General features: G+C 73.7%; 25 protein-coding genes. 8 read left to right on the top strand and 17 right to left on the bottom strand.

The genetic code is table 11. The features are described from left to right. Positions 1-98 precede the first annotated feature (98 nt). The gene (locus ATL31_RS00705) at positions 99-1,589 is read left to right on the top strand and encodes an HNH endonuclease signature motif containing protein (RefSeq protein ID WP_101394082.1); all 1,491 of its coding nucleotides are present in this window, start codon (positions 99-101) and stop codon (positions 1,587-1,589) included. Between the two features lie 86 nt (positions 1,590-1,675). Here ATL31_RS00705 and ATL31_RS00700 read toward each other — a convergent pair whose 3' ends face one another. Next, complete coding sequence (locus ATL31_RS00700; RefSeq protein WP_245861807.1) at positions 1,676-3,232, bottom strand: amidohydrolase; 1,557 nt, start codon at positions 3,230-3,232, stop codon at positions 1,676-1,678. Between the two features lie 44 nt (positions 3,233-3,276). Then, positions 3,277-4,332: an L-erythro-3,5-diaminohexanoate dehydrogenase gene (gene kdd / locus ATL31_RS00695; protein ID WP_101394080.1), complete on the bottom strand. Its 1,056-nt coding sequence runs from the start codon at positions 4,330-4,332 to the stop codon at positions 3,277-3,279. A gap of 87 nt (positions 4,333-4,419) precedes the next feature. Here kdd and ATL31_RS00690 point away from each other — a divergent pair, with 87 nt between their 5' ends. Both ATL31_RS00690 and ybaK read left to right on the top strand, forming a co-directional pair. Continuing rightward, on the top strand, positions 4,420-5,865 hold the full coding sequence (locus ATL31_RS00690; RefSeq protein WP_101394079.1) for a KamA family radical SAM protein: 1,446 nt from the start codon (positions 4,420-4,422) through the stop codon (positions 5,863-5,865). 23 nt (positions 5,866-5,888) lie between these two features. Further along, the gene (ybaK, locus tag ATL31_RS00685; RefSeq protein ID WP_101394078.1) at positions 5,889-6,374 is read left to right on the top strand and encodes a Cys-tRNA(Pro) deacylase; all 486 of its coding nucleotides are present in this window, start codon (positions 5,889-5,891) and stop codon (positions 6,372-6,374) included. Positions 6,375-6,386: 12 nt separating this feature from the next. Here the strand turns inward: ybaK and ATL31_RS00680 are convergent, their stop codons facing one another. Then, positions 6,387-6,809: an Lrp/AsnC family transcriptional regulator gene (locus ATL31_RS00680; protein WP_101394077.1), complete on the bottom strand. Its 423-nt coding sequence runs from the start codon at positions 6,807-6,809 to the stop codon at positions 6,387-6,389. Between the two features lie 87 nt (positions 6,810-6,896). Here ATL31_RS00680 and ATL31_RS00675 point away from each other — a divergent pair, with 87 nt between their 5' ends. Then, positions 6,897-7,841 (top strand): 5'-3' exonuclease, encoded by a 945-nt coding sequence (locus tag ATL31_RS00675; RefSeq protein ID WP_101394076.1) that lies wholly within the window; start codon positions 6,897-6,899, stop codon positions 7,839-7,841. Between the two features lie 20 nt (positions 7,842-7,861). Here the strand turns inward: ATL31_RS00675 and ATL31_RS00670 are convergent, their stop codons facing one another. The 6 genes from ATL31_RS00670 to ATL31_RS00645 form a co-directional block, all read right to left on the bottom strand. Continuing rightward, positions 7,862-10,672 carry a DEAD/DEAH box helicase gene (locus ATL31_RS00670; protein WP_101394075.1) on the bottom strand — a complete coding sequence of 937 codons (2,811 nt, stop codon included), beginning with the start codon at positions 10,670-10,672 and terminating at the stop codon, positions 7,862-7,864. Between the two features lie 84 nt (positions 10,673-10,756). Next, the gene (locus ATL31_RS00665; RefSeq protein WP_101394074.1) at positions 10,757-11,644 is read right to left on the bottom strand and encodes a YegS/Rv2252/BmrU family lipid kinase; all 888 of its coding nucleotides are present in this window, start codon (positions 11,642-11,644) and stop codon (positions 10,757-10,759) included. Continuing rightward, on the bottom strand, positions 11,641-12,453 hold the full coding sequence (gene tatC / locus ATL31_RS00660) for a twin-arginine translocase subunit TatC (RefSeq protein WP_245861806.1): 813 nt from the start codon (positions 12,451-12,453) through the stop codon (positions 11,641-11,643). Before tatC ends, ATL31_RS00665 begins: the two co-directional genes overlap by 4 nt. 25 nt (positions 12,454-12,478) lie before the next feature. Further along, positions 12,479-12,811 (bottom strand): Sec-independent protein translocase subunit TatA, encoded by a 333-nt coding sequence (gene tatA / locus ATL31_RS00655; protein WP_101394073.1) that lies wholly within the window; start codon positions 12,809-12,811, stop codon positions 12,479-12,481. Positions 12,812-12,946: 135 nt separating this feature from the next. Beyond that, the gene (locus ATL31_RS00650; RefSeq protein WP_101394072.1) at positions 12,947-13,930 is read right to left on the bottom strand and encodes a helix-turn-helix transcriptional regulator; all 984 of its coding nucleotides are present in this window, start codon (positions 13,928-13,930) and stop codon (positions 12,947-12,949) included. Beyond that, positions 13,930-14,943 (bottom strand): helix-turn-helix transcriptional regulator, encoded by a 1,014-nt coding sequence (locus tag ATL31_RS00645; RefSeq protein ID WP_101394071.1) that lies wholly within the window; start codon positions 14,941-14,943, stop codon positions 13,930-13,932. The genes ATL31_RS00650 and ATL31_RS00645 overlap by 1 nt, the downstream gene beginning before the upstream one ends. A 35-nt stretch (positions 14,944-14,978) precedes the next feature. Here ATL31_RS00645 and ATL31_RS00640 point away from each other — a divergent pair, with 35 nt between their 5' ends. After that, positions 14,979-16,091, top strand: a complete 1,113-nt coding sequence (locus tag ATL31_RS00640; RefSeq protein ID WP_101394070.1) for a DUF3866 family protein — start codon at positions 14,979-14,981, stop codon at positions 16,089-16,091. Here the strand turns inward: ATL31_RS00640 and ATL31_RS00635 are convergent. The 7 genes from ATL31_RS00635 to dop form a co-directional block, all read right to left on the bottom strand. After that, positions 16,075-16,452 carry an FKBP-type peptidyl-prolyl cis-trans isomerase gene (locus tag ATL31_RS00635; protein WP_101394069.1) on the bottom strand — a complete coding sequence of 126 codons (378 nt, stop codon included), beginning with the start codon at positions 16,450-16,452 and terminating at the stop codon, positions 16,075-16,077. The genes ATL31_RS00640 and ATL31_RS00635 overlap by 17 nt on opposite strands. 42 nt (positions 16,453-16,494) lie before the next feature. After that, on the bottom strand, positions 16,495-17,445 hold the full coding sequence (locus tag ATL31_RS17020; protein ID WP_158239760.1) for an FKBP-type peptidyl-prolyl cis-trans isomerase: 951 nt from the start codon (positions 17,443-17,445) through the stop codon (positions 16,495-16,497). Between the two features lie 141 nt (positions 17,446-17,586). Then, on the bottom strand, positions 17,587-18,969 hold the full coding sequence (pafA, locus tag ATL31_RS00625; protein ID WP_101394067.1) for a Pup--protein ligase: 1,383 nt from the start codon (positions 18,967-18,969) through the stop codon (positions 17,587-17,589). Continuing rightward, positions 18,966-19,760, bottom strand: a complete 795-nt coding sequence (gene prcA, locus ATL31_RS00620; RefSeq protein ID WP_101394066.1) for a proteasome subunit alpha — start codon at positions 19,758-19,760, stop codon at positions 18,966-18,968. The genes pafA and prcA overlap by 4 nt, the downstream gene beginning before the upstream one ends. Before the next feature lie 8 nt (positions 19,761-19,768). Continuing rightward, the gene (gene prcB, locus ATL31_RS00615; RefSeq protein WP_101394065.1) at positions 19,769-20,596 is read right to left on the bottom strand and encodes a proteasome subunit beta; all 828 of its coding nucleotides are present in this window, start codon (positions 20,594-20,596) and stop codon (positions 19,769-19,771) included. After that, positions 20,593-20,787, bottom strand: a complete 195-nt coding sequence (locus ATL31_RS16715; protein ID WP_101394064.1) for a ubiquitin-like protein Pup — start codon at positions 20,785-20,787, stop codon at positions 20,593-20,595. Before ATL31_RS16715 ends, prcB begins: the two co-directional genes overlap by 4 nt. A gap of 253 nt (positions 20,788-21,040) precedes the next feature. Further along, positions 21,041-22,603, bottom strand: coding sequence for a depupylase/deamidase Dop (gene dop, locus ATL31_RS00605; RefSeq protein WP_281256248.1), 1,563 nt, complete (start codon positions 22,601-22,603; stop codon positions 21,041-21,043). A 20-nt stretch (positions 22,604-22,623) separates the two neighbouring features. Between dop and ATL31_RS00600 the strand changes: the two genes are divergently transcribed. The 3 genes from ATL31_RS00600 to ATL31_RS00590 are packed head-to-tail and all read left to right on the top strand — an operon-like array spanning position 22,624 to position 24,959. Beyond that, positions 22,624-23,610, top strand: coding sequence for an alpha/beta hydrolase (locus ATL31_RS00600; protein WP_101394063.1), 987 nt, complete (start codon positions 22,624-22,626; stop codon positions 23,608-23,610). Between the two features lie 9 nt (positions 23,611-23,619). Continuing rightward, positions 23,620-24,612, top strand: coding sequence for a ribose-phosphate diphosphokinase (locus ATL31_RS00595; protein WP_101394062.1), 993 nt, complete (start codon positions 23,620-23,622; stop codon positions 24,610-24,612). Beyond that, positions 24,609-24,959, top strand: a complete 351-nt coding sequence (locus tag ATL31_RS00590; RefSeq protein ID WP_101394061.1) for a DUF3054 domain-containing protein — start codon at positions 24,609-24,611, stop codon at positions 24,957-24,959. Before ATL31_RS00595 ends, ATL31_RS00590 begins: the two co-directional genes overlap by 4 nt. Positions 24,960-24,974: 15 nt before the next feature. Here ATL31_RS00590 and ATL31_RS00585 read toward each other — a convergent pair whose 3' ends face one another. Next, positions 24,975-25,868 (bottom strand): LLM class F420-dependent oxidoreductase, encoded by an 894-nt coding sequence (locus tag ATL31_RS00585; protein ID WP_101394060.1) that lies wholly within the window; start codon positions 25,866-25,868, stop codon positions 24,975-24,977. Between the last annotated feature and the right edge of the window lie 23 nt (positions 25,869-25,891).

The raw sequence follows: 25,891 nt of genomic DNA, 5'->3' as shown, positions 1-25,891 counted from the left end.
GTCGCGGTGTGGCCGAGGGTACGAATGTGGTTCTGCTGTAGGCGAACACTTGTGGATTCATCCTTGTCTTCGTACGCGTGTTCGGGTATCATTTCCCCATGGACAGGGGGCAGCTCAGCAGCCGTATCGCGGCCGCGCGCGCGGAGATCGCGGCGCTGGGGCGTGCGCTGGCCGAGCACGGCCGCGGGCTGGATGCGGTGGAGTGTTACGAGCTGGCCGGAGAGCTGCAGGGAGTCGTGAACGCGGCCGAGGGCGCCCAGGGTGTCGCGGCCGCGTTGGGGGCTCGGGTCGAGGTCCGGCTCTCCGGTGACGGGCCGGTGGAGCGGGTTCACCCGGTGGGGTACGTGGACCAGATGGCGGCGAGCCTCGTCGCGCTGGAGGCCGGTCTGACGGAGGGGCTGGCGGGGAGGAAGGTGCACCTCGGGGCAGCGTTGGGTGAGCGGTTCCCGCTGGTGCGTGACCTGGTCCTCGCGGGGGATGTGGCGGCCGCGACGGCGCACAAGGTGGTCGACGCCTGTGCCGGGCTGGACGTCGAGGCGTGCGGGCGGGTCGATGCCGAGGTCGCCGGCCGGTTGGCGGAGCTGGACCCGGCCCAGGTGACCGCGCACGTGCGCCGGGTCGCGACGCGGGTCGCGGCCGAGCAGGTCGCCGCGCAGGTCTCGAAGACCCGCCGTTCCCGCACCGTCGAGGTCCGACCGGGCCCGGACGGCCTGACTGACGTGTACGCCCTCCTGCCGACGGCGACCGTGGCCGCGGCCTGGGCGGCGACCGAGCAGCTCGCCGGGGAGTACCGGCAGATCGACGACACCCTGACCCTGTCCGAGGCGCGGGCCGACGCGTTCGGGGACCTGCTGCTGCGCAACGTGACCGTCACCGCCTCGGTCACCTTGGGCATGCCGGTGGTCACCGACCGCCCCGCGCCCGAACCCGAGCTCGTCGAGACCATCGAGGTGCCCTGGGCCGACGACGACACGGTCATCGACGCCTACACCGGCGAGGAGACCCGCTTCGCCGACCTCCCCCCGGAGGCGCAGCGGCTGTTCGAGACCACGACCATGACCGTGGACCCGGACCTCACCCCGACACCCATGGCCCAAGTCGCACCGGGGTTCGCGGTCTCCGGGACGCAGCTGCCCGGCCTCGGCTGGGTCGACGCCGCCACCGTCGCCAACCTCCTCAAGGTTCTCCCCATGGACGTGGCCCGGGCCGTCCTCGACGCCGACACCGGCACCCTCGCCTCCCTGACCACCAGCGCCTACCGACCGAACAAGGCGATGCGGGACTTCGTGGCCACCCGGGACGGGACCTGCCGGATGTGGGGCTGCACCCGCCGCGCCGAGTACACCGACCTCGACCACACCAAACCCTGGCCCCAAGGCGCCACCTCACCGACCGACCTGGCGTGCCTGTGCCGACGGCACCACCGGCTGAAGCAGCAGGGCCGCTGGCACCCCACCCTCGACCCCGACGGCACCCTCACCTGGACCAGCCCCTCCGGCACGCGCCGCGCCACCGAACCCACCCACCGCCTCCTGCCGACGCCGGCTGAGCCAACGCTCGCCGCCGCGGCAGCACCTCCCCCGTTCTGACCGGCGGCACCCAGGCCGGGTTGCCGGCCTCGGTGCCCTGTCACCTGCACACCACGTGATCGGGACAGGTCGAACGACTGCTGGGGTCAGGCTCGGCTGTCGAAAAGGGTCACGCCGTCGCGGACGGTGAGCAAGCACTCGGGCAGCGGCAGGCCGCCGCCGAGACGGGGCAGGCCGGCGAGCCCGAGCTCGGCCACCGACCACGCGGCGAACGAGGCCGGCGCGCCGACGCGCAGCACTCCCGCGCCCTCGACCCCAGCCAGGCCCCAGCCCCCGGCGGTGTGCGACGCGAGAGCCGTCGCCGGGTCGAGCCGCTGGGACTCGTCGCGGTGCTCGACGGCGGCGCGTACCCCGGCCCACGGGGCGAACGGCGTGACGGGCGAGTCCGAGCCCATCGCGAGGCGCACCCCCGCCGAGGCGAACGAGCGCAGCGGGTTGGTCGCCACGCCCCGGTCGGCGCCGAGCCGCTCGGCGTACATCCCCTCGCGGCCACCCCAGTAGGCGTCGAAGGCGGGCTGCACGCTGGCCCCGATGCCGAGTCGCGCCATGGTGGCGATGCCGGCGTCGTCGATCATCTCGGCGTGCTCGAGCCGGGGCCGTGACGCGCGCACCGCGGCATCCCCCACCAGCTCGGCGGCCCGCACGAAACCCTCGAGGACCAGGTCCATCCCCGCGTCCCCGATGACGTGGAAGCCGCTGGTGATCCCGGCCGCAGCACAGGCCGCCACGTGGTCGCGCACCCCGGCCACGTCACGGTAGGCGGTGCCGCGCACGCCCGGGGCGTCGGCGAAGTCGTCGCGCAGGAGGCAGGTGTGCGAGCCGATCGAGCCGTCGATGTTGAGGTCACCGGCCAGGCCGTGGGCGCCGTGCAGCGCCATCAGCGCCCGCGCCTGCTCGGGCTCGGTCACCGCCTCGGCCCAGTACCCGATGACGCCCGGCAGGTCGCCGCGGCGCCCCAGGTCGAGGACGTCGGCGAAGTCCTCGGCCGAGGTCAGCAGCGGCCCCCCGCACTCGTGCACCGAGACGATGCCGGCCGCGGCGGCGGCGCGCAGCGCGGTCTCGATGTCGTCGCGCCGGCCGGCCGGGGTACGCGCCGCGTCGAAGGCGGCGCGGGCCGCGTTCTTGGCGTCGCGGACGACGAACCCCGACGCGCTCCACCCGTCCAGCGCCGCCGCGCCCGACGCCGCCGCCAGCGCCGACGACACCACGGCCGAGTGCCCGTCGATCCTCGACGCGTAGACCACCCCGCCCGCGCTGGCCCGGTCGAGCTCCCGTGCCGTCATGGCTCGCTCGCGCGTCCAGTCCTGCTCCTGCCAGCCGTGGGCGAACACCGGCCGGCCCCGGGACGCCCGCACGGCCGCAGCGATGAGGTCGAGCGCCTCGGTCACGGTGCGCGTGCCGGCGAGGTCGACCCCGCGCATCCCGAGGCCGGTGTGGGACACGTGCGCGTGAGCGTCGACGAACCCCGGCAGCACCAGGGCCCCGCCCAGGTCGTGCACGACGTCCACCGCGTCGGCGTGCCGGTCGGCCCCGTCCTCGTCGCCCATCCACGCGACCCGCCCGTCGTCGCCGACGACCAGGGCGGTGGCCGCCTGGTGCTCGGGGGTCGAGAGGCGTCCACGGCGGAAGAGGGTCGTCGGCACGGGCGCCACTCTAGGTCCGCGGGGGCGGCGGGACGGGGTGGGGCTCAGCCCTCCGTGAGACGCGCCTCGAACAGCCCGCGCACGGCGTCGTCGCCGCGCAGCAGCTCGAGCGCGTACTCGGCGTGCCCGGGCACGTAGCCGTTGCCCACGAGCATCCGCACGTCGGCGGCCAGCCCCTCGGCCCCCAGCGCCGCCGCCGCGAAGTTGGTGGCCATCGAGAAGTAGATGATGGTGCCGCCCTGGGCCGTCGCGAGCACCGCCGGCTGCTCGCATCCGGGCACGTCGACGCAGACGACGGTGACGTCGGCCGGTCCCCCGGCCGCGGCCACCGCCTCCGAGAGCCCGAGCGGCGAGCGGGCGTCGGCGATGACGACCTCGTCGGCCAGCCCGGTGGTGCGCAGCACGGCCGCCTCCGCCTCGAACGGGACGACGCCGATGCGCCGCCCCGCCCCGGAGGCCCGCGCGGCCGCCAGCGACAGCGACCCCGACTTGCCGGCTGCCCCGAGGACCGCCACCGTGGGTGCGCTCCCCCGCGCCAGGTGCTCGCGCACCACGCGGCTGACCAGCGCCGGCGCGCCGCACACGTCCATGACCATCAGCGACAGGTCGGCCGAGAGGTCCTCGGGGAGCTTCGCGGCGATCGAGCGCCCGAAGAGGACGGCCGTCCCCTCGGCCGGCACCCGCTCGGAGCGCCCGTCCCACCGGGCCAGGGCGTCGGTGATGACCAGCGGCGTCAGCGACAGCGACACCAGCGTGGCCACCCGATCCCCCACAGCCAGCCCCAGCGGCGACTCCGGGCCGACCTCGGCCACGGTGCCCACGAGCATCCCGCCCGAGCCGGTGACCGGGTTCTGCATCTTGCCCCGCTCGGCCACGATGGCGAGCACCTCGGCCCGCACCGCGGCGCCGTCGCCGGCGTGCTTCTCGGACAGCTGCCGGAAGGACGCGGCATCCAGGTTGAGGGTCTCGACGTCGACGCGCACCTCGTCGGGCCACAGCTCCGGGCCGGCGTCGAGGACCCGGGCCGCCTGGGGCAGCGAGGCCCCCGCAGGGTCGACGACGCGGTGCAGGCCCACGGCCGAGCTGGGGGTCGATCGCACAAGATTCTCCTTGCTGAGCGACACGCTGCCGCACTTCTTACGGCGTGGTGGTGTCGGGGACGTCATCCGTCCCGTATCCTGCCACGCATGGCGCCGAGCATCGAGCAGCCCTACGCCTACCGGCGTCGGGACCTCATCGAACCCGACTGGACCCGACTCCCCGGCTGGCGTGACGTCACGCCGGCCGAGTGGCAGAACGCGCAGTGGCAGCGAGCCCACTGCGTCAAGAACGTCGCGCAGCTGCGCGCCCTCATGGGCGACCTGCTCCAGGAGCGGTTCTACGCCGACCTCGAGCGCGACCAGGCCGAGCGCGCGACGATGTCGATGCTCGTCCCCCCGCAGATGCTCAACACGATGGTCCCCGCCACCTCCGAGCCGATGCCCGCCGCGGGCGCCGCGTTCACCGAGGCGTTCTACGCCGACCCGGTGCGCAGCTACATGCTGCCGGTCTTCTCCGACCGCCGCACCGACTGGTCGAGCCACCCCTTCGCCACCCGCGACAGCCTGCACGAGCACGACATGTGGGCCGTCGAGGGCCTCACCCACCGCTACCCCACCAAGGTCCTGGCCGAGATGCTGCCGACCTGCCCCCAGTACTGCGGGCACTGCACCCGGATGGACCTGGTCGGCAACTCCACCCCGCAGTTCACCAAGCTCAAGCTGGCCGGCAAGCCGGTCGACCGGTACGCCGCGATGCTCGACTACCTCCGGCGCACCCCCGGCGTCCGCGACGTCGTGGTCTCCGGCGGCGATGTCGCGAACATGCCGTGGCGCAACCTCGAAGGCTTCCTCGACCAGCTCCTCGACGTCGAGAACATCCGCGACATCCGCCTCGCCACCAAGGCCCTGATGGGCCTGCCGCAGCACTGGCTGCAGCCCGACGTCGTCGAGGGCGTCGGCCGGGTAGCGGCCAAGGCCCGCTCGCGCGGGGTCTCCCTGGCCATCCACACCCACGTCAACAACGCCGAGTCCGTGACGCCGCTGGTGGCGCAGGCGGCTCGCACCATGCTCGAGGCCGGGGTCCGCGACGTGCGCAACCAGGGCGTCCTGATGCGGGGCGTCAACGACAGCTCCGAGCAGCTCCTCGACCTGTGTTTCGCCCTCCAGGACGAGGCCTCCATCACGCCGTACTACTTCTACATGTGCGACATGATCCCGTTCTCCGAGCACTGGCGGCTCTCGCTCGCCGAGGCGCAGCACCTGCAGCACGCGATCATGGGCTACCTGCCCGGCTTCGCCACCCCGCGCATCGTGTGCGACGTGCCGTTCGTCGGCAAGCGGTGGGTGCACCAGGTCGACAGCTACGACACCGAGAAGGGGATGTCGTTCTGGCGCAAGAACTACCGCACCTCCATCGAAGGTGACGACGCCGAGGCCCTGTCGCGCGAGTACGTCTACTACGACCCGATCTACACCCTCCCCGAGGCCGGGCAGCGCTGGTGGCGCGACAACCACGACATGGGCGCGGTGCACGAGGCCGCCCTGGTCGGGGCGGGCGCCAGCCACGCTGCGTCGGTGGCCGACCTCGGCTGACCCTCGCCCCTAGGCTCGGCGGTATGGCTCGCCGCGCCGCCTCCGGGACGCCCGCCACCGTGGCCCTCACGGCGGCGGGCGTCGCGTTCACCCAGCACGCGTACGAGCACGACCCGGCGGCGCCGTCCTACGGGCTCGAGGCCGCCGCGGTGCTGGGGCTGCCGGCCGAGCAGGTCTTCAAGACCCTCGTCGTCGACACCGGGGCCGGCCTGGCCGTGGGGGTCGTGCCCGTCGCGGGGCAGCTCGACCTCAAGGCCATGGCCGCCGCGCTCCGGGTCAAGCGCGTCTCGCTGGCCGACTCCGCCGCCGCCGAGCGCTCATCCGGCTACGTCGTCGGCGGCATCTCGCCGGTCGGCCAGAAGCGGGCCCTGCCGACCGTGGTCGACGAGAGTGCTGAGCTCTACGACGTCGTGTACGTCTCGGGCGGGCGCCGGGGGCTCGACCTGGGCCTCTCCCCCGCTGACCTGGTGCGGGTCACCGGCGCGGTCGTGGCCGACATCGGCCGCTAGTCGCCGCCTGGCTCACTCCCACGGGGTCGACAGCACCACCGTCGTGCGGGTCGACACGTGCGCGGCCCCGCGGATGCGGGCGATGAGCTCCTCGAGCTCGGTGGGGGTGGCGACCCGGACCTTGAGGATGTAGTTCTCGTCGCCGGCGACCGAGTGGCACTCCTCGATCTGCGGGATGTCGCGCAGCCGCTGCGGGACGTCGTCGGGCGCGGCCGGGTCGAGCGGCGTCACCGACATGAACGCCGTCAGCTGCCGGCCGAGCGCGGGGTGGTCGACCTTGGCGGTGTAGCCCCTGACCACGCCGCGCTCCTCGAGCCGCCGCACCCGCTGGTGCACGGCCGAGGTCGACATCCCGAGAGCCTTCCCGAGGTCGGTGTAGCTGATCCGCCCGTCCTGGGTGAGCAGGTCGACGATCCGCCGGTCGAGGTCTTCCACGAGGGTCAGCGTAATGCCGGGGCCGCTCGGGCGTCGGGACCTCTCGGCAGGCCCATCGTCGTCGCCGGGCTCCCCTAGGCTCGGCCCATGCCGCTGGACCCGCACCGCCCCGAGAAGCTGCTCCTGCTCGACTCCGCCTCGCTGTACTTCCGGGCGTTCTACGGCGTGCCCGACCAGCGCAAGGACGAGTCCGAGACGCCGACCAACGCGCTGCGCGGCTTCCTCGACATGATCGCCACCCTGGTCACGGCCCACCGGCCGACCCATCTCGTGGCGTGCTGGGACGACGACTGGCGGCCGCAGTGGCGCGTCGACCTCGTGCCGACCTACAAGACGCATCGGCTCACCGACGGCTCCGCCACCGCCGAGGAGAGCCCGGACGACCTCACCCCGCAGGTGCCGCTCATCCGCGAGGCGCTGGCCGCGGTCGGCATCACCCGCCTCGGGGTCGCGCACCACGAGGCCGACGACGTGATCGGCACCTTCGTCGCGCGCAACCGGGGTGTGCGGGCGGTGGATGTCGTCACCGGCGACCGCGACCTGCTGCAGCTGGTCGACGACGCCCACGGCATCCGGGTGCTCTACACGGGCAAGGGCGGGGTGCGCGACCCCGACGTCGTGACCCAGGCGTTCCTGCGCGAGAAGTACGGCGTCGACACCGGCGCCGCGTACCTCGACATGTCGGTGCTGCGCGGCGACACCAGCGACGGGCTGCCCGGGGTCAAGGGCATCGGCGACAAGACCGCCGCCGCCCTCATCGCCCAGTACGGCTCCCTCGCCGGGCTGCGCGCCGCCGTCGACGCCGGCGACCCCGCCATCAAGGGGGCCCGGCGCACGAACCTGGAAGCGGCCACGGCCTACCTGGACGTCGCCCCGACCGTCGTGCGGGTCGTCCCTGACGCGCCGCTGCCCGACGTCGACCCCGTCCTGCCCACCGAGGTCGCCGACCGCCTCGCCCTCGACGAGCTGGCCGCGCGGCACGGCATCGAGAACCCCGTGGGCCGGCTGCTCACGGCCCTCGGTCTGGCCTGACGCCGGGTCGACCCCAGCGGTCAGTCGAGCCGGTCGGCGGCGACCACACCGCGCAGCACGGCGTCGACCGCCTTGCGGGCCGTGCGCCGCAGCTCGGGGTCGAGGGCGGCGTGGCCGATCTGCCCGAGCAGGTCGACCAGCTGCTTGCAGCGGCGCACGAAGTCACCGGCCGCCATGTCCTGGCCCCGCAGCACGTCGTCGAGCCGGCCGCCCGAGGCCCACCGGTGCACCATCCACGCCATCCCACCGTCGGGCATCGAGGTGGTGGGCAGGTCGTGCTCGGTCTCGAGGTCCTGGATGCGCGACCAGAGCCGCTCCATCTCGCGCACCGCCTCGGCCACCTCGTCGTTGGGCATGCGCGGCGAGACGTCGGCCTCCTCGTGCCGCGGCTCGTGCACCAGCGACGACACCGCGGCCGCGAGCCCTGGGGCGTCGAGGCGCTTCCAGACGTCGTGGCGCAGGCACTCGGCGGCCAGCAGGTCCTTCTCGGTGTACAGCCGTCGCAGCCGCTCACCGCGCTCGGTCACGACGGTGCCCCGCTCCTCGACGTAGCCGAGCTCCTCGAGCGCCTCGCAGATGCGGTCGAAGGTGCGCGCCACCGTGTTGGTGCGGCCCTCGACCCGGCGCTGCAGGCCGGTGGTCTCGCGCTTGAGCCGCCACCAGCGCTCGGCCCAGCGCGCGTGCTCCTCGCGGCGCGGGCAGGCGTGGCAGGGATGGCTCTGCAGCTGGTGGCGCAGGTGGTCGACCAGCTGGGTGTCGTTCGCCTCGCCGCGGCTCGCCCGGCCCCGCTGCGACGGGGCGTCCTCGATGCCGCGGGGTGTCGCGATCCGCAGTGACGTGGCCAGGTCGCGGCGCGACTTGGGCGACTTGGGGTTGAAGTGCGGCGGGACCTTGACGTGCGCCATGGCCTCCACCGGCTCGGGCACGTCGACCAGGGTGAGCCGCCGGAACTGCTTGTCCTCGGTGACCACGGCCGGCCCCGTGGGTGCGCCGCGGGCGGTGCGCGCGGGCTGAACGACCACGGCCCACCCCGCCCGCCGCCCGGACGGGATGCGGATGACATCGCCGATGCGCAGCTTCTCCATCGAGATCGCGGCCTCGGCGCGCCGGGAGGCCGCGCGCGCCTTGCGGCCGTCCTTCTCGGCGTCGACCAGCTCGCGGCGGATGCGCGCGTACTCGCGGAAGTCGCCGTAGTCGCAGTGCATGGCCTCGGCGTAGCCGTCGAGACCCTCCTCGCTCCTGCGGATCTGGGTGGCGATGCCGACGACGGCCCGGTCGGCCTGGAACTGTGCGAACGAGGTCTCGAGCACCTCGCGGGCGGTCTCGCGCCCGACCTGCGCGACCAGGTTGACCGCCATGTTGTAGGTGGGCCGGAAGCTGGAGCGCAGCGGGTACGTGCGGGTCGTGGCCAGACCGCCGACGGCCATCGGGTCCACCCCGCGCGCCCACTGCACCACCGCGTGACCCTCGACGTCGATGCCGCGCCGCCCGGCGCGCCCGGTGAGCTGGGTGTACTCGGCCGGCGTGATGTCGACGTGGGCCTCGCCGTTGTACTTGACCAGCTTCTCGAGCACGACGGTGCGCGCGGGCATGTTGATGCCGAGCGCCAGGGTCTCGGTGGCGAACACGGCCCGGATGCGGCCGTCGGTGAACAGCTCCTCGACGATCTCTCGGAACAGCGGCAGCATCCCCGCGTGGTGCGCGGCGAACCCGCGGCTCAGGCCCTCGGCGAAGTCCCAGTACCCGAGGACGCCGAGGTCCTCGTCGGCCAGCGACTCGACCCGCTCCTCGACGTGACGGCGGATGCGCTCCCCCTCGCGCTCGGGCACCAGCCGCGTGCCGGCGGCCAGCAGCTGCCCGACGGCGGCCTCGCACCCGACCCGGCTGAAGATGAAGGTGATGGCGGGCAGCAGGCCCTCGCGCTCGAGGTCCTCGATGACCTCCGCTCGGCTCGCTCCCCCGCCCGGGCGGCTGCCCCGGGCGAAACCCCGCCCGCCGGCGCCGCCCCCCGGGCCCCGCGGCGGCGTGTGGTCGCGCCGGTTCCTGCCGCCCCGCCCGCTCGCCGGCCCTCCCAGCCGCCGGGCGTCCTCGACGTGGCGGCCGCGCTCCTCGGCGCCCCGGATGGCGTGCAGGAGATCGGGGTTGACGCGGTTGCCCGCGAACAGGTCGAACATCGTGGTGCCGACCATCATGTGCTGGAACAGCGGCACCGGCCGGTGCTCGGAGACGACGACCTCGTGGTCGCCGCGCACCTGCGCCAGCCACGCGCCGAACTCCTCGGCGTTGCTCACGGTGGCCGAGAGCGAGACCACCTGCACCGACTCGGGCAGGTGGATGATGACCTCCTCCCAGACGGCGCCGCGGAACCGGTCGGCCAGGTAGTGCACCTCGTCCATGACGACGAAGCCGAGCCCGGTGAGGGTCGAGGAGCCCGCGTACATCATGTTGCGCAGGACCTCGGTGGTCATCACGACGACCGGCGCCTCGCCGTTGACCGAGGAGTCGCCGGTGAGCAGGCCGACGTTCTCGGCGCCGTGGGCGCGCACCAGGTCGTGGTACTTCTGGTTCGAGAGGGCCTTGATCGGGGTCGTGTAGAACGCCTTGCGGCCGGTGGCGAGAGCCAGGTGCACCGCGAACTCGCCGACGATGGTCTTGCCGGCCCCGGTGGGCGCCGCGACCAGCACGCCGCGGCCGGCCTCGACCGCCTCGCAGGCGCGCAGCTGGAAGTCGTCGAGCGGGAACTCCAGGCCGGCGGCGAACCGGCCGAGCTCGGAGCGTTCCCGGCGGGCTCGCGCCGCGGCAGCGGCGTACCGCTCGGCGGGACTGGGCATGACCTCAGGCTACGTCAGGGCACCCACTCCGCCGCCGCATCCCCGCACGTGCCGAGCTGTGGCGGTCGCGGGCGGTCCGCGGGCTCAGGCGAGCACCGACAGCGCGCCGGGCACGACCTCGAGGTCGAGGGGCAGCGGCCCGAACCGCTCGCCGTCGGCGTACGCCACGATGCCGGTGGCCTCGAGCCGCACCGTGCGGGCCCGCCGCACCTCGACGGCCGGATGCGTGACGTGGGTGCCCGAGAACACGCGCGGGAAGACCCGCAGGAACTCGGGCACCGGGATGCGGTGCAGCACCAGCACGTCGAGCAGGCCGTCGTCGAAGGCCGCATCGGGCGTGACCCGCATCCCGCCGCCGTAGGCCGGGCCGTTGCCGACCGCCACCAGCATCGCCTCGGTCTCGACCCGCTCGCCGTCGAGCACCAGCACGTACGGGATGGGCCGGAACACGGGCAGCTCGCGCAGGATGGCGAGGTTGTAGCGCATCGGGCCGCGGGGCCAGCGCCAGCCGTTGGCGCGCTCGTTGACCACGGCGTCGAAGCCCGCGGCCAGCACCCCCACGAACCAGCGCGCATCCCCGGCGTCCGTCACGGTGCGCGCGGCGTCGACCGCGCGCGTGCGGCCCGCCAGGATCCGCTCGACCGCCGCGGCCGCGTCGCGCACCGGCAGCCCGAGCTCGCGGGCGATGTCGTTCCCGGTCCCGGCCGCGACCACCCCCAGCGGCACGTCGGTACCGGCGCACAGCTGCGTGCCCAGGTGCACCATCCCGTCGCCCCCGGCGACCACCACGGCATCGACCGCCCGGTCGGCGACGGCCGCCCGGCCGCGCGCGAGGGCCCCGGCGGCGTCGGCCGCCGAGAGGTCGAGCACCTCGGCCCCGGCCGCCCGCAGCAGGGTGAGGGCCTCGAGCCCGATGCGCCGGCCAGTGTTCTTGCCCGAGGTGGGGTTGACGACCAGGCCGAGCCGGGTCACAGCTCCGAGGCCTCGGTGTCGTCGACGTCGAGCCACTCGGGCCGGTTGGCCTCCTTGCGCCGGTCGATGACGCGGCAGACGAACCACGCCCCGAAGTACAGCGCGGTCAGCGGCAGCGCGAACACGAACATCGTGAACGGGTCGGCCGTGGGGGTGGCGACGGCGGCGAACACGAAGATCAGCACGACCGAGACGCGCCAGCCCTTGATGAGGCGGGAGGCCGGCATCAGACCGATGGCGTTCAGCCCCACCAGCACGACGGGGAAGAGGAAGCCGATGCCGAAGACCAGGATGAAGCGGGTGACGAACGCGAAGTACATCGACGTCTGCTGGATGTTCGACGTCCCCGCCGGGCTGAGGCCGTAGAGGATCTGCAGGCTCTGCGGCAGGATCGCGTAGGCAAGGCCGCACCCCAGCAGGAACAGCGGGATGGTGGCGCCCAGGAAAGCCAGCGAGATCCGCTTCTCCTTGCGGGTCAGGCCGGGGACCACGAAGGCCCAGATCTGGTAGAGCCACACCGGGCTCGAGACGACCACGCCGACGAAGATCGACAGGCTGATCAGGTTCGACAGGGCCGAGGTGGCCTCACCGAAGTTGAGGCTGATCTCGTTCTGGGGGTTGGCCCGTGCGTAGCGGTAGAACGGCTCCGACAGGAACGCGAAGACCTGGTCGTAGTAGATCCCGGCCACGACCGAGGCCACGGCCACCGTCGCCGCCGCGATGAAGAGCCGGCGCCGGAACTCGCGGAAGTGCTCGGACAGCGTCATCCGGCCCTCGGGGTCGCGGGGGCGCCGACGCTTCAGGGCCATGGGGTGAGGAGGGGTACGCGCAGGGTCAGGCGAGCGGGCCGGACGGGTTGTCCGTGCGCGGGGTGCGCTCGTGCACCGCGTTGCCGTGGGGGTCGGGGGTCACCGCGTCGTCGACGGGCCGGGGGCGCACCACCGGGTCGCCCGCCCGCTCGCTGGCGAGGGACTCGCCGCGCACGGTCTCGGCCGAGGCGGCCGACTTGTTGGCCTCGTTGTCCTTCTTCATCTCGTCGACCTCAGACTTGAACACCCGGGCCGAGCGGCCCAGGCTGCGGGCCGCGTCGGGGAGCCGCTTCCAGCCGAAGATGACGATGACGAGCACCGCGATGATGATGATCTCAGTCGGTCCGAGCCTGCCCATGTGGGTCCATCCCCTTTGGTGGTGTGCGGTCTGTGGTGAGTCTACGCGGGCACCGGCCGGCGGCCGGGTGCCGGGCCGATGGTCCTCCGCGAGTCTGTGAGCGCGCTGTAGGCCGTACGCCTCGGGGGGCGGGTCTCAGGTGCTCCCGGCGTAGGCCGCGAGGGCCAGCTCGGCCCCCTCGCGGACCTCGGCCGCGACGTCGGCGGGCTCCAGGACGACCCCGCGGCCTCCGAGACGCCACAGCAGGCGGCGCAGCCAGGCCGTGTCGGCCGTGCGCAGGGTGACGACGAGACCGCCGCCCTCGTCGGCCGGCACGTCGCGCACGGAGTCGACGGCGTAGTAGTCGGCCACCCACGTCGCACCCGGCAGCAGGCGCAGGGTGACGGTGACGTCGTCGGGGGCCGGACGGAAGGTGCCGTCGGCGAGGTCGCGCTCGGTGGCCTCGGGCGGCGGCGTGCCGTCGACGTCGAGGACGGTGAGCTCCTCGACGCGGTCCATCCGGAACAGCCGGGTGTCCTCGGCCCGGTGGCACCAGCCCTCGAGGTACCACTGGCCGTCGATGCCGACGACCCGCATCGGGTCGACGTCGCGCTCGGTGGCCTCGTCGCGCGCGGGAACCACGTAGCGCAGGTGCACGCGGCGGCGGTCGGCGATCGCCGCGCGAGCCCGGGCCAGCAGCTCGGGCGAGCCCCCGTCGGCGACCTCCGCCCGCACCCGGTGGGCGGGGGCCGCGGCGTCACCGGCGGCCGACTCGAGCTTGGCCAGGGCGCGGTCGACGGCGTCGCGCTCGTCGAGGCCGGGTACCTCGCGCAGGGCCCGCAGGCCCACGATGAGGGTGACGGCCTCGTCGACGCCGAGGCGCAGCGGGCGGGCGATGGAGTCGGCGTTGCCGACGAAGACCCGGCCGCCCTCCCAGTCGGCCTCGATGAGCTCGTCGGGCATCTGCCCGTACCCGCAGAGGAAGAGCAGCCGCAGGTCGGCCTCGAGCTGCTCGGTGCTGACCCCGAGGTCGGCGGCGGCCCGGCCGAGGTCGATGCCCTGGCGGTTGACCAGCCAGGGGACCATCGTCAGGAGGCGGGCCAGCCGGGCGGTGGCGGTCTCGGGCGCGGCGGGCGGCATCAGGCCTCCCCTCCCCCGTGGGCGGCGGCGGCGCCCCGCAGCCGCTCGACCACCGCGTCGACCAGCTCGCGCGGCTGCTCGGCCACGACGTCGGCGCCGTAGCCCGCGAGCTCCTCGGCGAAGGCGTCGAGGTCGCCGTAGTCGAGGTCGACCAGCGACCAGGTGTCGTCGACCTCGCCGACGGTGCGGGCCCGGCGGCGCAGGGCGTGGCCGGCCCCCTGGCGCACCCGCACCACCGCGGGGCTGGGCGAGCTCGGCGGCGTGGCGGCGGACCGGGTCATGACCTGGGGCTCGTGGTCGGCGGGCACCTCGAACGCGCCGGGCCGGCCGAGCCGGCGCACCGTGCCGGTGATCCGCGAGAGCCGGAAGACCCGCGGCGCGCCACGGTCCTCGTCGTAGGCGTTGAGGTACCAGCGGCCGTGCCACGAGGCGAGCGACCAGGGCTGCACGTGCCGCTCGACCACGTCGGTCGCCTCGGGCCGGCGGTAGTCGAAGGCGATGCGCACCCGCCGCAGCACGGCGTCCTTCACGTCGTCGAAGGCAGGCTCGGTGGTGCGCAGCCGCGGCTCGATGCCGATGAGGGCGTCGACGTCACGCTCGACCCCGGCGGCCCGCAGCTTGCGCAGCGCCTGGGCGGCCGGCCCGGCCAGCGAAGCCTGGGCCCAGGTGCGGCTGGCCAGCCCCAGCACCGCGAGCTCGTCGGACTCGAAGGCGATGTCGGGCAGGGCGTAGTCGCGCTGGTGGATGCGGTAGCCCGGCTCGTCCTCCCACAGCGCGTCGATGTCCTCGGTGACGAGCGGGATGCCGAGCTCGCGCAGCTCGTCCTTGTCGCGCTCGAACATCCGCTCGAAGGCCTCGAGCGAGGCGTTGGCGCCGTACTGCGGCACCAGCTGGCGGATCTGGGCCTTGGCGAGGGGCCGGCGGGCGTAGAGGAGCACCAGGACCAGGTTGAGCAGGCGCTCGGTCTTGGTCTGGGCCGCACTGGGCGCACCACTCCCGGGCTGGCTGCTCACCGGGCAGACGCTACCCGACGGCTACGCTGCCCCGCGTGATGCAGTGGCGTGCCGGGACCGTGGTCGAGCAGGCCCGCGCCTGGGCCGGGGCGGCCGAGCTGGTGGTCGTCCTCGACGGGGCCTCGGAGCCGGTCCGGGCCCTGGCGTACACCGCCGTCACCGGGGTGCCGGCCCCCGGCGAGCGGGTGCTGCTCAACGCCTCGGCCCTCCTGCGCGGGCTCGGCACGGGGGGCCTGGCCTTCGTGGTGGCCCGCCCCGACATGCTGCCGCCCGACCCGGAGCCGGGCCCGGGGCACATCGTCAAGGCCCGCTACACGCCGCTCCAGCAGATGCTGCTGGCGGTCGACGAGCAGGAGAGCCCCCACCACGACGTCCTGGCGGCGGCCGACGACCTGGCCGGGATGCCGGTGGTGGCCGCCGACCTGCACTCGGCCCTGCCCGCGGTGCTGGCGGGCATCCGGGCCGTCGCGCCCGGCGCGCGGGTCGCCTACGTCATGACCGACGGTGGCGCCCTGCCGGCCGCGTTCTCGCGGGCCGTCGCCGGGCTGCGCGAGGCGGGCTGGCTGGCCGCCTGCCTGACCGTGGGCCAGGCCTTCGGTGGCGACCACGAGGCCGTCACCGTGCACACCGGGCTGCTGGCCGCGCGGCACGTGGTGGGCGCCGACGTGGCCGTGGTGGCCCAGGGGCCGGGCAACGTCGGCACCGGCACGCGCTGGGGCTTCTCGGGCGTGGCGGCGGCCGAGGCCCTGCACGCCGCCGACGTCCTCGGTGGCCGGTCGGTGGCCGCTCTGCGCGTGTCGGGCGGTGACCGGCGCGAGCGGCACCTCGGCATCAGCCACCACAGCCGCACCGCCTACGGGCGGGCCCTGCTCACCCCGGCCGACCTCCCCCTGACTCCCCTGCCCGACCCGGCGCTCGACGCCCGGGTGCGCGAGCAGGCGGCCGAGCTCGTCGCCGGTGCCCGCGCCCGCCTCACCCTGGTCGAGGTCGCCGGCGCCGGGCTGGTCGAGGCCCTCGGCGCCAGCCCCGTGCCCCTCACGACGATGGGGCGGGGTCCGGATACGGACCCCACCCCGTTCCTCGCGGCCGCGGCCGCCGGTGCTCACGCCGCCGCGGCGGCCGACCCGGTGCTCAGCGCACGTCCATGAGGTCGACGACGAAGACCAGCGACTCGCCGGGGCCGATGAGGCCGCCCGCGCCCCGGTCGCCGTAGGCCTTGTGCGGCGGGATGGTCAGCTTGCGGCGGCCGCCGACCTTCATCCCGACGATGCCCTCGTCCCAGCCCGCGATGACCATGCCGACGCCGAGGCGGAACTCCAGCGGGGCACCGCGGTTCCAGGAGGCGTCGAACTCCTCGCCGGTGGAGTGGGTGACCCCCACGTAGTGGGCCGAGACGGTGCTGCCGGGGGTGGCCTCGGCGCCGTCACCGACGGTGATGTCCTCGACCACCAGGTCGGTGGGCGGCTGGTCGCCGGGGAAGTCGACCTCGGGCTTGGTGGGCTCGCTCATGGTGCTCTCCTGTCGGGGGGTGGGGCGGGCGTGCAGAGGCGGTCAGTACGCGGCCAGGATGTCGACGACGAACATCAGGGTGTCGGTGCCCTTGATCTTGTCGCCGCTGCCGGCGGCGCCGTAGCCGTCCGCCGGGGGGATGACGAGCAGCACGCGGCTGCCGACCTTCTGGCCCAGCAGGCCGTTGTCCCAGCCCTTGATGACCTGGCCCTGGCCGATGGGGAACTCGAAGTACGGCTGCTCGGGGCGGCTGGCGCTGGAGTCGAAGACCTCACCGTTGCGGTAGAGCGCCCCGGTGTAGGCCACCCGCACCGTCTGGCCCTTCTGGACGGCCGGGCCGGTGCCCTCGATGAGCGGCTGCACCACGGTCTTGGTGGGGGGCTTCACGCCCTTCGGGGCGGTGATGGCGGCGGGCTTGCCGGCGTTCATCACGACGGTGGGCAACCCGGCCTTGGGGGCTACGGCGGTGCCGGTGGCCTCCTTGAGGACCTTGGCCGTGCTCAGCAGGTCGACGACGAAGACGACCGGGTCGTCCTTGCCGACGCCGAGCGTCTGGTTGCCGGTGGCGCCGTAGGCGTCGGCCGGGGTGGAGGCGATGACCACCCGGGAGCCCAGCTTCTTGCCGGGGATCTCGCTCTTGAAGGACGCGAACAGGTCGGCCGCCGCGAGGTCGAGACCCACGGGCCCCTGCTTCCAGGTGCTGGTGAGGACCTTGCCGCTGGTGCCGTTGACCAGGACCGCCTGCAGCGAGACGAGGTCGTCCTTCTTGACCGCCGCGCCGGTGCCCTCGGTGACGACCTTGGACTCGGTCTTGGTGAGCTTCAGCGGGGCCGCGACCTTGACGGTGGGCTCGGCCTTGGGGTCCGACCCGGTGACGGTGACGCCCGTGAGCGTGGACGACGGAGTCGAACCGGTCTCCTCACCGCAGCCGGTGAGCACGAGCGCGCCGGCGAGGGCAGCGGTGGACAGGACGGTGGTCAAGCGACGTGGCACGAGAACGGACCTTCGGTCGGGGGCGCTGCCGGGAAGCGGACAACAGCCATCCACGATAACCGCGGCTCTTGCGAACTCCCTCATCGCCACCTGGGAGGACGCCGGTCCGTCCAGGCTGCCGTGGCCGCCGGGGAGCCCGGCTCAGGTGGCCGACATCCCCTCGACCAATCGGTCGACGCGGGCGTCCTGCGCCAGGAACGGGTCCTTGCAGAGCACGGTGCGCTGCGCCTGGTCGTTGAGCTTCAGGTGCACCCAGTCGACGGTGAAGTCGCGGCGGTGCTCCTGGGCGGCGCGGATGAAGTCGCCGCGCAGCTTGGCCCGGGTGGTCTGCGGCGGCCGCACCTTGGCCTCGAAGACCTCGGGGTCGGAGACGACCCGGGCGATCCGGCCGCGGCGCTGGAGCAGGTAGAACAGCCCCCGGTTGCGGTCGATGTCGTGGTAGGCCAGGTCGATCTGGGCGAGCCGCGGGTGGTCGAGGTCGAGCCCGTGCCGGGTGGCGTAGTCCTCGATGAGCCGGTACTTGACGACCCAGTCGATCTCGCTGCCCACCAGGGCGAGGTTCCCGGTCTCGACGGCGGTGAGGGTGCGGTCCCAGAGGTCGAGGACGCGGTGGTGGAGGCTGTCGGTGGCCCCCTCGCGCGCGACGAACTCGACGGCCTTCTCGTGGTACTGGCGCTGGAGGTCCAGGGCCGAGAGCTCGCGACCGTTGGCCAGCCGCACCGTGCGCCGGCCGGTGAGGTCGTGCGAGATCTCGCGGATGGCCCGGATCGGGTTCTCGAGGGTGAGGTCGCGCATGACGACGCCGGCCTCGATCATCCGCAGGACCAGGTCGGCCGAGCCGACCTTGAGCATGGTGGTGGTCTCGGCCATGTTGGAGTCGCCGACGATGACGTGCAGGCGCCGGTAGTGCTCGGCGTCGGCGTGCGGCTCGTCGCGGGTGTTGATGATCGGCCGGCTGCGGGTCGTGGCCGACGACACGCCCTCCCAGATGTGGTCGGCGCGCTGGCTGAGCGCGTAGGACGCACCCTTGGTGGTGGTCACGAGCTTGCCCGCCCCGCAGGTCAGCTGGCGGCTGATGAGGAACGGCAGCAGGGTCTCGCTGAGGGCCTGGAACTCGCCCGAGCGGGTGACCAGGAAGTTCTCGTGACAGCCGTAGGAGTTGCCGGCCGAGTCGGTGTTGTTCTTGAAGACGTAGATGTCGCCGGCGACGCCGTCCTCGCGCAGGCGCACCTGGGCGTCGGCGACGAGGCCCTCGATGATCCGTTCCCCGGCCTTGTCGTGGGTCACGACCTGGCGCACGGAGTCGCACTCGGCGGTGGCGTACTCGGGGTGGGAGCCGACGTCGAGGTAGAGCCGCGAGCCGTTGGTCAGGAACACGTTGCTCGACCGGCCCCAGGCCACGACCTTGCGGAACAGGTAGCGCGCGACCTCGTCGGGGGTGAGGGTGCGCTGCCCCGCGGTGGAGCAGGTGATGCCGTACTCGTTCTCGATGCCGAAGATGCGGCGGGTGCCCCGGGTACTCACTCGGCCGGGCCGTCGTGCTCGGGGCGCTGGGTCTGCGGGTTGGTGGTGGCACTGCGCAGCGAGTCGCCCTCGTCGCCCTCGGGCACGTCGGCGGTCGGGTCGTCACTGCTCAGCAGGCGCGACAGCAGCTCGCCGGAGACCCGGCGGAAGCGCCGGCGCGGGCGGTAGCGGTCGAGGACGGCGACCTCGAGCTGCTCGGGCGAGAGGGTGCGGGTCTCCCCGCCGGCGGGGTCGGCGCCCAGCAGCCCCACGGCCAGCACGAGGGCCTCGGCCAGGTTCATCCCGGGTCTCCAGGCCGCGCGCAGCCCGGTGTCGATCTGCTCGGCGCCGCCGCCCATCGCGACGAAGCCCTGCTCGTCGGCCACCGAGCCGTCGTAGGTGAGTCGGTAGATCTGGTCGTGCTCGACGCTCGCGCCGACCTCGGCCACCACCAGCTCGACCTCGTAGGGCTTGGACTCCTGGGTGAACACGGTGCCGAGCGTCTGGGCGTAGGCGTTGGCGAGGCCGCGAGCCGTGACGTCGGAGCGGTCGTAGGAGTACCCCCGCAGGTCGGCGTAGCGCACGCCCGCGACCCGCAGGTTCTCGAACTCGGGGTACTTGCCGACCGCGGCGAACGCGATGCGGTCGTAGATCTCGGAGATCTTGTGCAGCGCGCGGCTGGGGTTCTCGGCCACGAACGCGATGCCGCCGTCGAACTGGAGCACGACGACCGCACGGCCGCGGGCGATGCCCTTGCGGGCGAAGTCGGCCCGGTCCTTCATCAGCTGCTCGGGCGAGACGTAGAACGGCATGCCGGCACTCATCGGGCACCCCCCGGGTCGTCGACGCGCGACGCGAGCAAGGTGTCGACCACGACGGCGACGTCGTCCTCGGCGACGAAACGGGTGCCCTCGACGTCGACCACGCCGACCGTGGGCCAGATGCGGCGCCCGACGTCCGGCCCACCGGTGGCGGAGTCGTCGTCAGCGGCGTCGTAGAGCGCCTCGACGGCGATGGCGACGGCCTCGTCGAGGCTCTGCCCCCGCCGGAACCGCTTCTTCAGCGAGCCCCGGGCGAAGAGCGAGCCCGACCCGACGCTGTGGTGGTCGTGCTCCTCGTAGCAGCCGCCGGTGACGTCGTAGGAGAAGATCCGGCCGCGGGACTGCTCGAGGTCGTAGCCGGCGAACACCGGCACGACCGAGAGGCCCTGCATCGCCATCCCGAGGTTGCCGCGGATCATCGAGGCCAGGCGGTTGGCCTTGCCCTCGAGCGACATCAGCGCGCCCTCGATCTTCTCGTAGTGCTCGAGCTCGACCTGGAACAGGCGCACGAGCTCGATGGCGAGGCCGGCCGTGCCCGCGATGCCGACGAGGCTGTACTCGTCGGTGGCGAACACCTTCTCCATGTCGCGGTTGGCGATGATGTTGCCCATCGTGGCGCGCCGGTCACCGGCCATCGCGACCCCGCCGTCGAAGGTCACCGTGACGATGGTCGTGCCGTGCGGCGCCTCCAGGGTGGTGCCCGCGGGCAGGGTGCGCCGCGACGGCAGCAGGCTCGGGGCCTGCGCCGACAGGAACTCGGCGAACGAGGACGACCCCGGGGCGAGGAAGGCGTCGGGCAGGCGCCCGGACCCGGCTCCGGGGGTCACTGGCCACCCTTCTGGACGAACCCGCGGACGAACTCCTCGGCGTTGGACTCCAGGACACCGTCGATCTCGTCGAGGATGTCGTCGATGTCGCTCGTCTGCGCCGAGGCGGAGGCCGCGACGGGGACCGGGACGTCGACGTCGTCGGGGCCGTCGTCGCGCCGCTGCGGCTTGATCTGCTCCTGACCGGGCATGCTGACCGCTCCTTGAGGTGGGGACGTGTCCCGAGCCTAGTCGGACACCGGCGCGGGGCAGCGGTGGCGTCCCACCGGCGTGGCCCGGCGCCCCGGGTGAGCGCAGGGCACCCGGGGGCCCGCGCCCCCGCGCCCGTCCCCGACGAGCGCTGCCCAGAGGTACACGGCACCGGCAGGGCCGGGACGCGAGGACGAGGGGTGACCAGCAGACCACGGACCGGCGCCGGGCGCTCGTCGAGCGCGTCATGCCGGATCAGGGCTCGAGAGACGCGTTCCCGCCGTCGGCGGCAGTGCCGCTGTCGGCCGACGCGGCGAGTGCCCGCAGCAGCGAGGCGGCGTCGGGCGCCGAGCGGACGATCTCGCCCACCGCGGCCTCGGTCCCGCGCAGCGGCTCGAGCATCGGGACCCGCTGCAGCATCCGCTGGCCGGCGACGTCGAAGATGACCGAGTCCCAGGACGCCGCGACGACGTCGTCGGGGAAGCGCGCGAGGCAGGTGCCGCGGAACCAGGCGCGGGTGTCGGCCGGGGGCTCGGTGACCGCGCGCCGCACCTCGGCCTCGTCGACGAGCACCTCGAGGCGCCCCGTGGCCGCCAGCCGGTGGGCGATGCCGCGGTCGGCCCGCACGTCGGACCACTGCAGGTCGACGGCCTTCAGGCGGGGGTCGGCCCAGCCCAGGCCGTCGCGCTCGCGGTAGCCCTCGAGGACGGCCAGCTTGGCCACCCAGTCGACCTCGCGGCGGGCCTCCATCGGGTCGCGCCCGAGCTTGTCGAGGACCACCGACCACCAGTGCAGGACCTCGGCGGTGTCGGGGTCGGGCGCTCCGCCGGAGCGCTCGTCGACGAAGGCGGCCGCCCGGTCGTGGTACTCCCAGAGCAGCTCGACCGCGGTGAGCCGGCGCCCGTCGGCCAGCTCGAGGGTGGCCTTCAGGGTGGGGTCGTGCGACACTTCGTGCAGCGTGCCGACGGGCCGGCGCACGGTGAGGTCAGGCCCCATGGCGTCGGCCTCGATCATCGCGAGCACCAGCGAGGTGGTGCCCATCTTCAGCAGGTTCGCGACGTCGGCGTGGTTGCAGTCGCCGAGGATGACGTGCAGCCGCCGGTACTTGTCGGCCACCGCGTGCGGCTCGTCGCGGGTGTTGATGATGGGGCGCTTCAGGGTGGTCTCCAGGCCCACCTCGACCTCGAAGAAGTCGCTGCGCTGGGCGATCTGGTAGCCGGCGGTGCGCGAGTCGACGCCGATGCCGACCCGCCCGCTGCCGCACATCACCTGGCGTGCGACGAAGAACGGCGTCAGGTGCCGCACGATCGCGGCGAACGGCGTGGCCCGCGACATCAGGTAGTTCTCGTGGGTGCCGTACGAGACGCCCTTGCCGTCGGCGTTGTTCTTGTAGAGGTTGACCCCCGGCGGCACCGTGGCGAGGCGCTCGACGGCCTCGCGCATCACCAGCTCGCCGGCGCGGTCCCAGGTGACGGCGGCCCGCGGGGTGGTGACCTCGGGCGAGCTGTACTCGGGGTGGGCGTGGTCGACGTAGAGGCGGGCGCCGTTGGTCAGCACCACGTTGGCCATCGTGGGGTCCTCGAGCTCGTCGGTGAGCTGGGTGGGGTGGGCCTGGGCCCGGCCCATGTCGAAGCCGCGGGCGTCGCGCAGGGGGGCCTCGTCGGCGTAGTCCCAGCTGGCGCGGGCCGGCCGGATGCCGCGCGAGCGGGCGTAGGCGGTGACGACGTCGCCGGAGGCGACCATGGGGTTGGCCTGCGGGTCGCCGGGGACGACGATGCCGTACTCGGTCTCGATCCCCATCACCCGGTGCACGGTCATGGCTCGACCATACTGAGCCGATGCGCAGCTACCGGGGCATGCCCCCGCTCACGACCCTGCTGACCCTGGCCGTCGACCGGCTCGGCACGCCCGTCGAGCGCCTCGACCTCGACGGCATCCAGCAGGTGCGGACCAAGGTCCTCCCGACGGGCCGGCTGGCGCAGCTGGTCACCGGCCCCGTCGACCCGGCGGTCGGCATCACCTTCGGCACCGCCCCGGCGCGCGACGAGCACGAGATCCCGCTGCGCATCTACCGGCCGCGGGCGCTGCGCGATGCCCGCACCGACGTGCCCGTCATCATGTGGTTCCACGGCGGCGGCTGGGTGTGGGGCAACGTCGTCGACTACGACCCGATCTGCACGTACCTGGCCGCCGAGGTGGGCGCGGTCGTGGTGTCGGTCGACTACCGGATGGCGCCCGAGCACCGCGCGCCGACCGCGGCCCACGACTGCGTCGACGCCACGACCTGGGTGGCCGCCTCGGGCGACGTGCTGCGGGCCGACATGTCGCGGATGGCCGTGGCGGGCGACTCCGCCGGCGGCAACCTGGCGGCCGTGGTGGCCCAGGTGATGCGCGACGCCGGGATGGCCAACCTGCGCCACCAGGCTCTGGTCTACCCGGCCACCGACCTGACCATGGCCTCCCCCAGCCTCGCCGAGCACGCCGACGCCCCGATCCTCAGCCGCCGCTCGGTCGACGCCTTCCGCGACCACTACCTGCCGGCCGGCGAGGACCCCCGAGACCCGCTGGTCTCGCCGCTGTTCGGCGACCTCCACGGGCTGCCGCCGGCCCTGGTGCAGACCGCCGACCTCGACCCCATCCGCGACGACGGCGTCCGCTACGCCGCCGCGCTGGAGGAGGCGGGGGTCCCCGTGCGGCTCACCAACTACCTCGGGGTGCCGCACGGCTTCGCCTCGTTCCCCGGGGCGACGGCCATCGGGCGCCAGCACCGGCTCGAGCTCGTCACCGAGCTGTCCCGGGCCCTGCGCCCCTCGGGCGCCCAGTAGCCTGACGCCATGCGCGAGATCGTCGTCTTCTCCGGGTCGGCGCACCGCGAGCTCGCGCACGACATCTGCGACGCGCTCGGGGTGCCGCTGTCGGAGTCGGTGACCAGCCGGTTCAGCAACGACTGCCTCCAGGCCCAGCTGCTGGCGAACTGCCGCCAGCGCGACGTCTACATCGTCCAGCCGCTGGTGCCGCCGACCCAGGACTCGCTGATGGAGCTCCTGCTGATGGTGGACGCCGCCCGCGGCGCCTCCGCGGCCATGGTCACGGCGGTCATCCCCCACTTCGCCTACGCCCGCTCCGACAAGAAGGACGCCTCCCGCATCTCGCTCGGGGGCAGGCTGGTGGCCGACCTCATCGCGACGGCCGGGGTCGACCGGGTCATCACGATGAACCTGCACGCCCCTCAGGTGCACGGGTTCTTCTCGGTGCCCGTCGACCACCTCACCTCGCTCGGCGAGCTGGCGGCGCACTTCCGCGAGGGCGACCTCACCGGCAGCGTCGTGGTCTCCCCCGACCTCGGCAACGCCAAGGACGCCACCCAGTTCTCCCGGCTCCTGGGCCTGCCGGTGGCTGCCGGCTCCAAGCGCCGCCTGGCCGACGACCGCGTCGTCATCGACTCGATCGTCGGTGATGTCGAGGGCAAGCGCGCCATCGTGCTCGACGACGAGATCGCGACCGGCGGCAGCATCGTCGAGCTGCTCGACCGGCTGGCCGACCACGGGGTCACGGAGGCCGCGGTGGCCTGCACCCACGGGCTGTTCGCCGGCAACGCCGTCGAGCGCCTGCGCGGCCACCCGATGATCTCCGAGGTCGTCACCACCGACACCGTGCCGCCGCCGCCCGGCTGGCCGGCCCTGAAGGTGCGCTCGGTCGCGGGGCTGTTCGCCGAGGCCATCAAGCGCATCCACGAGGGCGAGTCGGTCTCGAGCCTGTTCGACGGCGTCGACCCCACCCACGCCCCGCCGCGGCAGCGCTCGCTCTTCGAGCGGGTCGGCGGATGAGCCGCCTCCTGCCCGCGTTCCTCGACGTCGTGCTGGTGCTGGTCTTCGCCGCCGTCGGCCGGCGTTCGCACGCGGAGGGGTTCGACCTCGCCGGTATCGCCCGCACCGCCCTGCCCTTCCTGGTGGGGACGGCGGCCGGGTGGCTGCTGGCGAGCATCGTCCTCGACGGCGGCCCGCGCACGCTGGGCTTCGGCGCGCTCGTCGTGCTGTCGACGGTCGCCGTCGGGATGGTCCTCCGGGCGGTCGCGGCCCAGGGGGTGGCGGTCTCGTTCGTCGTCGTGGCGACCGTGGTGCTGAGCGTGTTCCTGCTGGGCTGGCGCCTGGTCGCCCGCCTGCTGCCCGTCTGACCGCCGTCCCCTCGCTCAGGCGACCTGGCGGACGACCTCGGCCAGCAGCGGGTAGACGGCCTCGTCGGTCGGGTTCGCGCTGCTCAGGATCACGTGGTCGATGCCCGCCTCGGCGAGGCGGCCCAGCCGTTCGACGGCCTGGTCGACGGTGTGCGGCCGCACGCCGTCGGGCAGCGAGGCGCCGGTGTCGAGGGTCAGGGCCGCCAGGCAGGTCTTCGAGATGTCCCCGTAGTCCCGTCCCACGGCGTCGCAGTGCCCGCGCAGGACCTCGAGCTTGTGCGGGATGCCCTCGGGGCCGAGCCCAGTGTCGAACAGGTTGCACGCGTCGGCGTACTGCGCCACCAGCCGGAGCGTCTTCCTCTCGCCGCCCCCGCCGACCATGATCGGCGGGCGGCGGACCGGCTGCGGGTGGTTCAGCGGGCGCTCGAGCGAGACCTGCCGGCCCTGGAACGCCCGGTCGTCGTCGGCGAACATCCGGTGGGCGAGCTGGAGGGTGTCCTCGAGCAGCTCGAACCGGTCCCGGGTGGACGGGTAGGGGATCCCGAGACCGCGGTGCTCCTCCTCGTACCAGGCGGCGCCGATGCCGAGCCAGGCGCGGCCACCCGAGAGGACGTCGAGGGTCGTCACCGTCTTGAGCAGCACGCCCGGGTGGCGGTAGGTGACGCCGGTGACCAGCGTCCCGAGCTCGATCTGCTCGGTCACGGCGGCCGCGTGCGCCAGGGCGGTGTAGCCCTCGAGCATGTCGTCCTCGGGCGGCCCCATCATCGAGATCTGGAAGAGGTGGTCCATCACCCAGAGCGAGGCCAGCCCCGCCCGGTCGGCGTTCTGCGCGATGCGGCGCCACGTGGCACCGGTCGTGGCGGGCGCCCCGGTCCACGCGAACCGGCTGACCTGGAGTCCGAGCTTCATGCCCCCATCCTCCCCCGGGCGGA

This window comes from Phycicoccus duodecadis, from assembly GCF_002846495.1.
Taxonomy (GTDB): domain Bacteria; phylum Actinomycetota; class Actinomycetes; order Actinomycetales; family Dermatophilaceae; genus Phycicoccus; species Phycicoccus duodecadis.
This window is presented reverse-complemented; position numbering and strand designations above follow the sequence as displayed.

Coding starts and splice junctions, on each gene's coding strand:
- ATL31_RS00595 (WP_101394062.1), top strand. CDS start 23,620: ATGCGCGAGATCGTCGTCTTCTCCGGGTCGGCGCACCGCGAGCTCGCG.
- ATL31_RS00705 (WP_101394082.1), top strand. CDS start 99: ATGGACAGGGGGCAGCTCAGCAGCCGTATCGCGGCCGCGCGCGCGGAG.
- tatA (WP_101394073.1), bottom strand. CDS start 12,811: ATGGGCAGGCTCGGACCGACTGAGATCATCATCATCGCGGTGCTCGTC.
- ATL31_RS00600 (WP_101394063.1), top strand. CDS start 22,624: ATGCGCAGCTACCGGGGCATGCCCCCGCTCACGACCCTGCTGACCCTG.
- ATL31_RS00590 (WP_101394061.1), top strand. CDS start 24,609: ATGAGCCGCCTCCTGCCCGCGTTCCTCGACGTCGTGCTGGTGCTGGTC.
- ATL31_RS00675 (WP_101394076.1), top strand. CDS start 6,897: ATGCCGCTGGACCCGCACCGCCCCGAGAAGCTGCTCCTGCTCGACTCC.
- tatC (WP_245861806.1), bottom strand. CDS start 12,453: ATGGCCCTGAAGCGTCGGCGCCCCCGCGACCCCGAGGGCCGGATGACG.
- prcA (WP_101394066.1), bottom strand. CDS start 19,760: ATGCCGTTCTACGTCTCGCCCGAGCAGCTGATGAAGGACCGGGCCGAC.
- ATL31_RS00585 (WP_101394060.1), bottom strand. CDS start 25,868: ATGAAGCTCGGACTCCAGGTCAGCCGGTTCGCGTGGACCGGGGCGCCC.
- ATL31_RS16715 (WP_101394064.1), bottom strand. CDS start 20,787: ATGCCCGGTCAGGAGCAGATCAAGCCGCAGCGGCGCGACGACGGCCCC.
- ybaK (WP_101394078.1), top strand. CDS start 5,889: ATGGCTCGCCGCGCCGCCTCCGGGACGCCCGCCACCGTGGCCCTCACG.
- ATL31_RS00670 (WP_101394075.1), bottom strand. CDS start 10,672: ATGCCCAGTCCCGCCGAGCGGTACGCCGCTGCCGCGGCGCGAGCCCGC.
- ATL31_RS00690 (WP_101394079.1), top strand. CDS start 4,420: ATGGCGCCGAGCATCGAGCAGCCCTACGCCTACCGGCGTCGGGACCTC.
- ATL31_RS00650 (WP_101394072.1), bottom strand. CDS start 13,930: ATGCCGCCCGCCGCGCCCGAGACCGCCACCGCCCGGCTGGCCCGCCTC.
- dop (WP_281256248.1), bottom strand. CDS start 22,603: ATGACCGTGCACCGGGTGATGGGGATCGAGACCGAGTACGGCATCGTC.
- ATL31_RS00635 (WP_101394069.1), bottom strand. CDS start 16,452: ATGAGCGAGCCCACCAAGCCCGAGGTCGACTTCCCCGGCGACCAGCCG.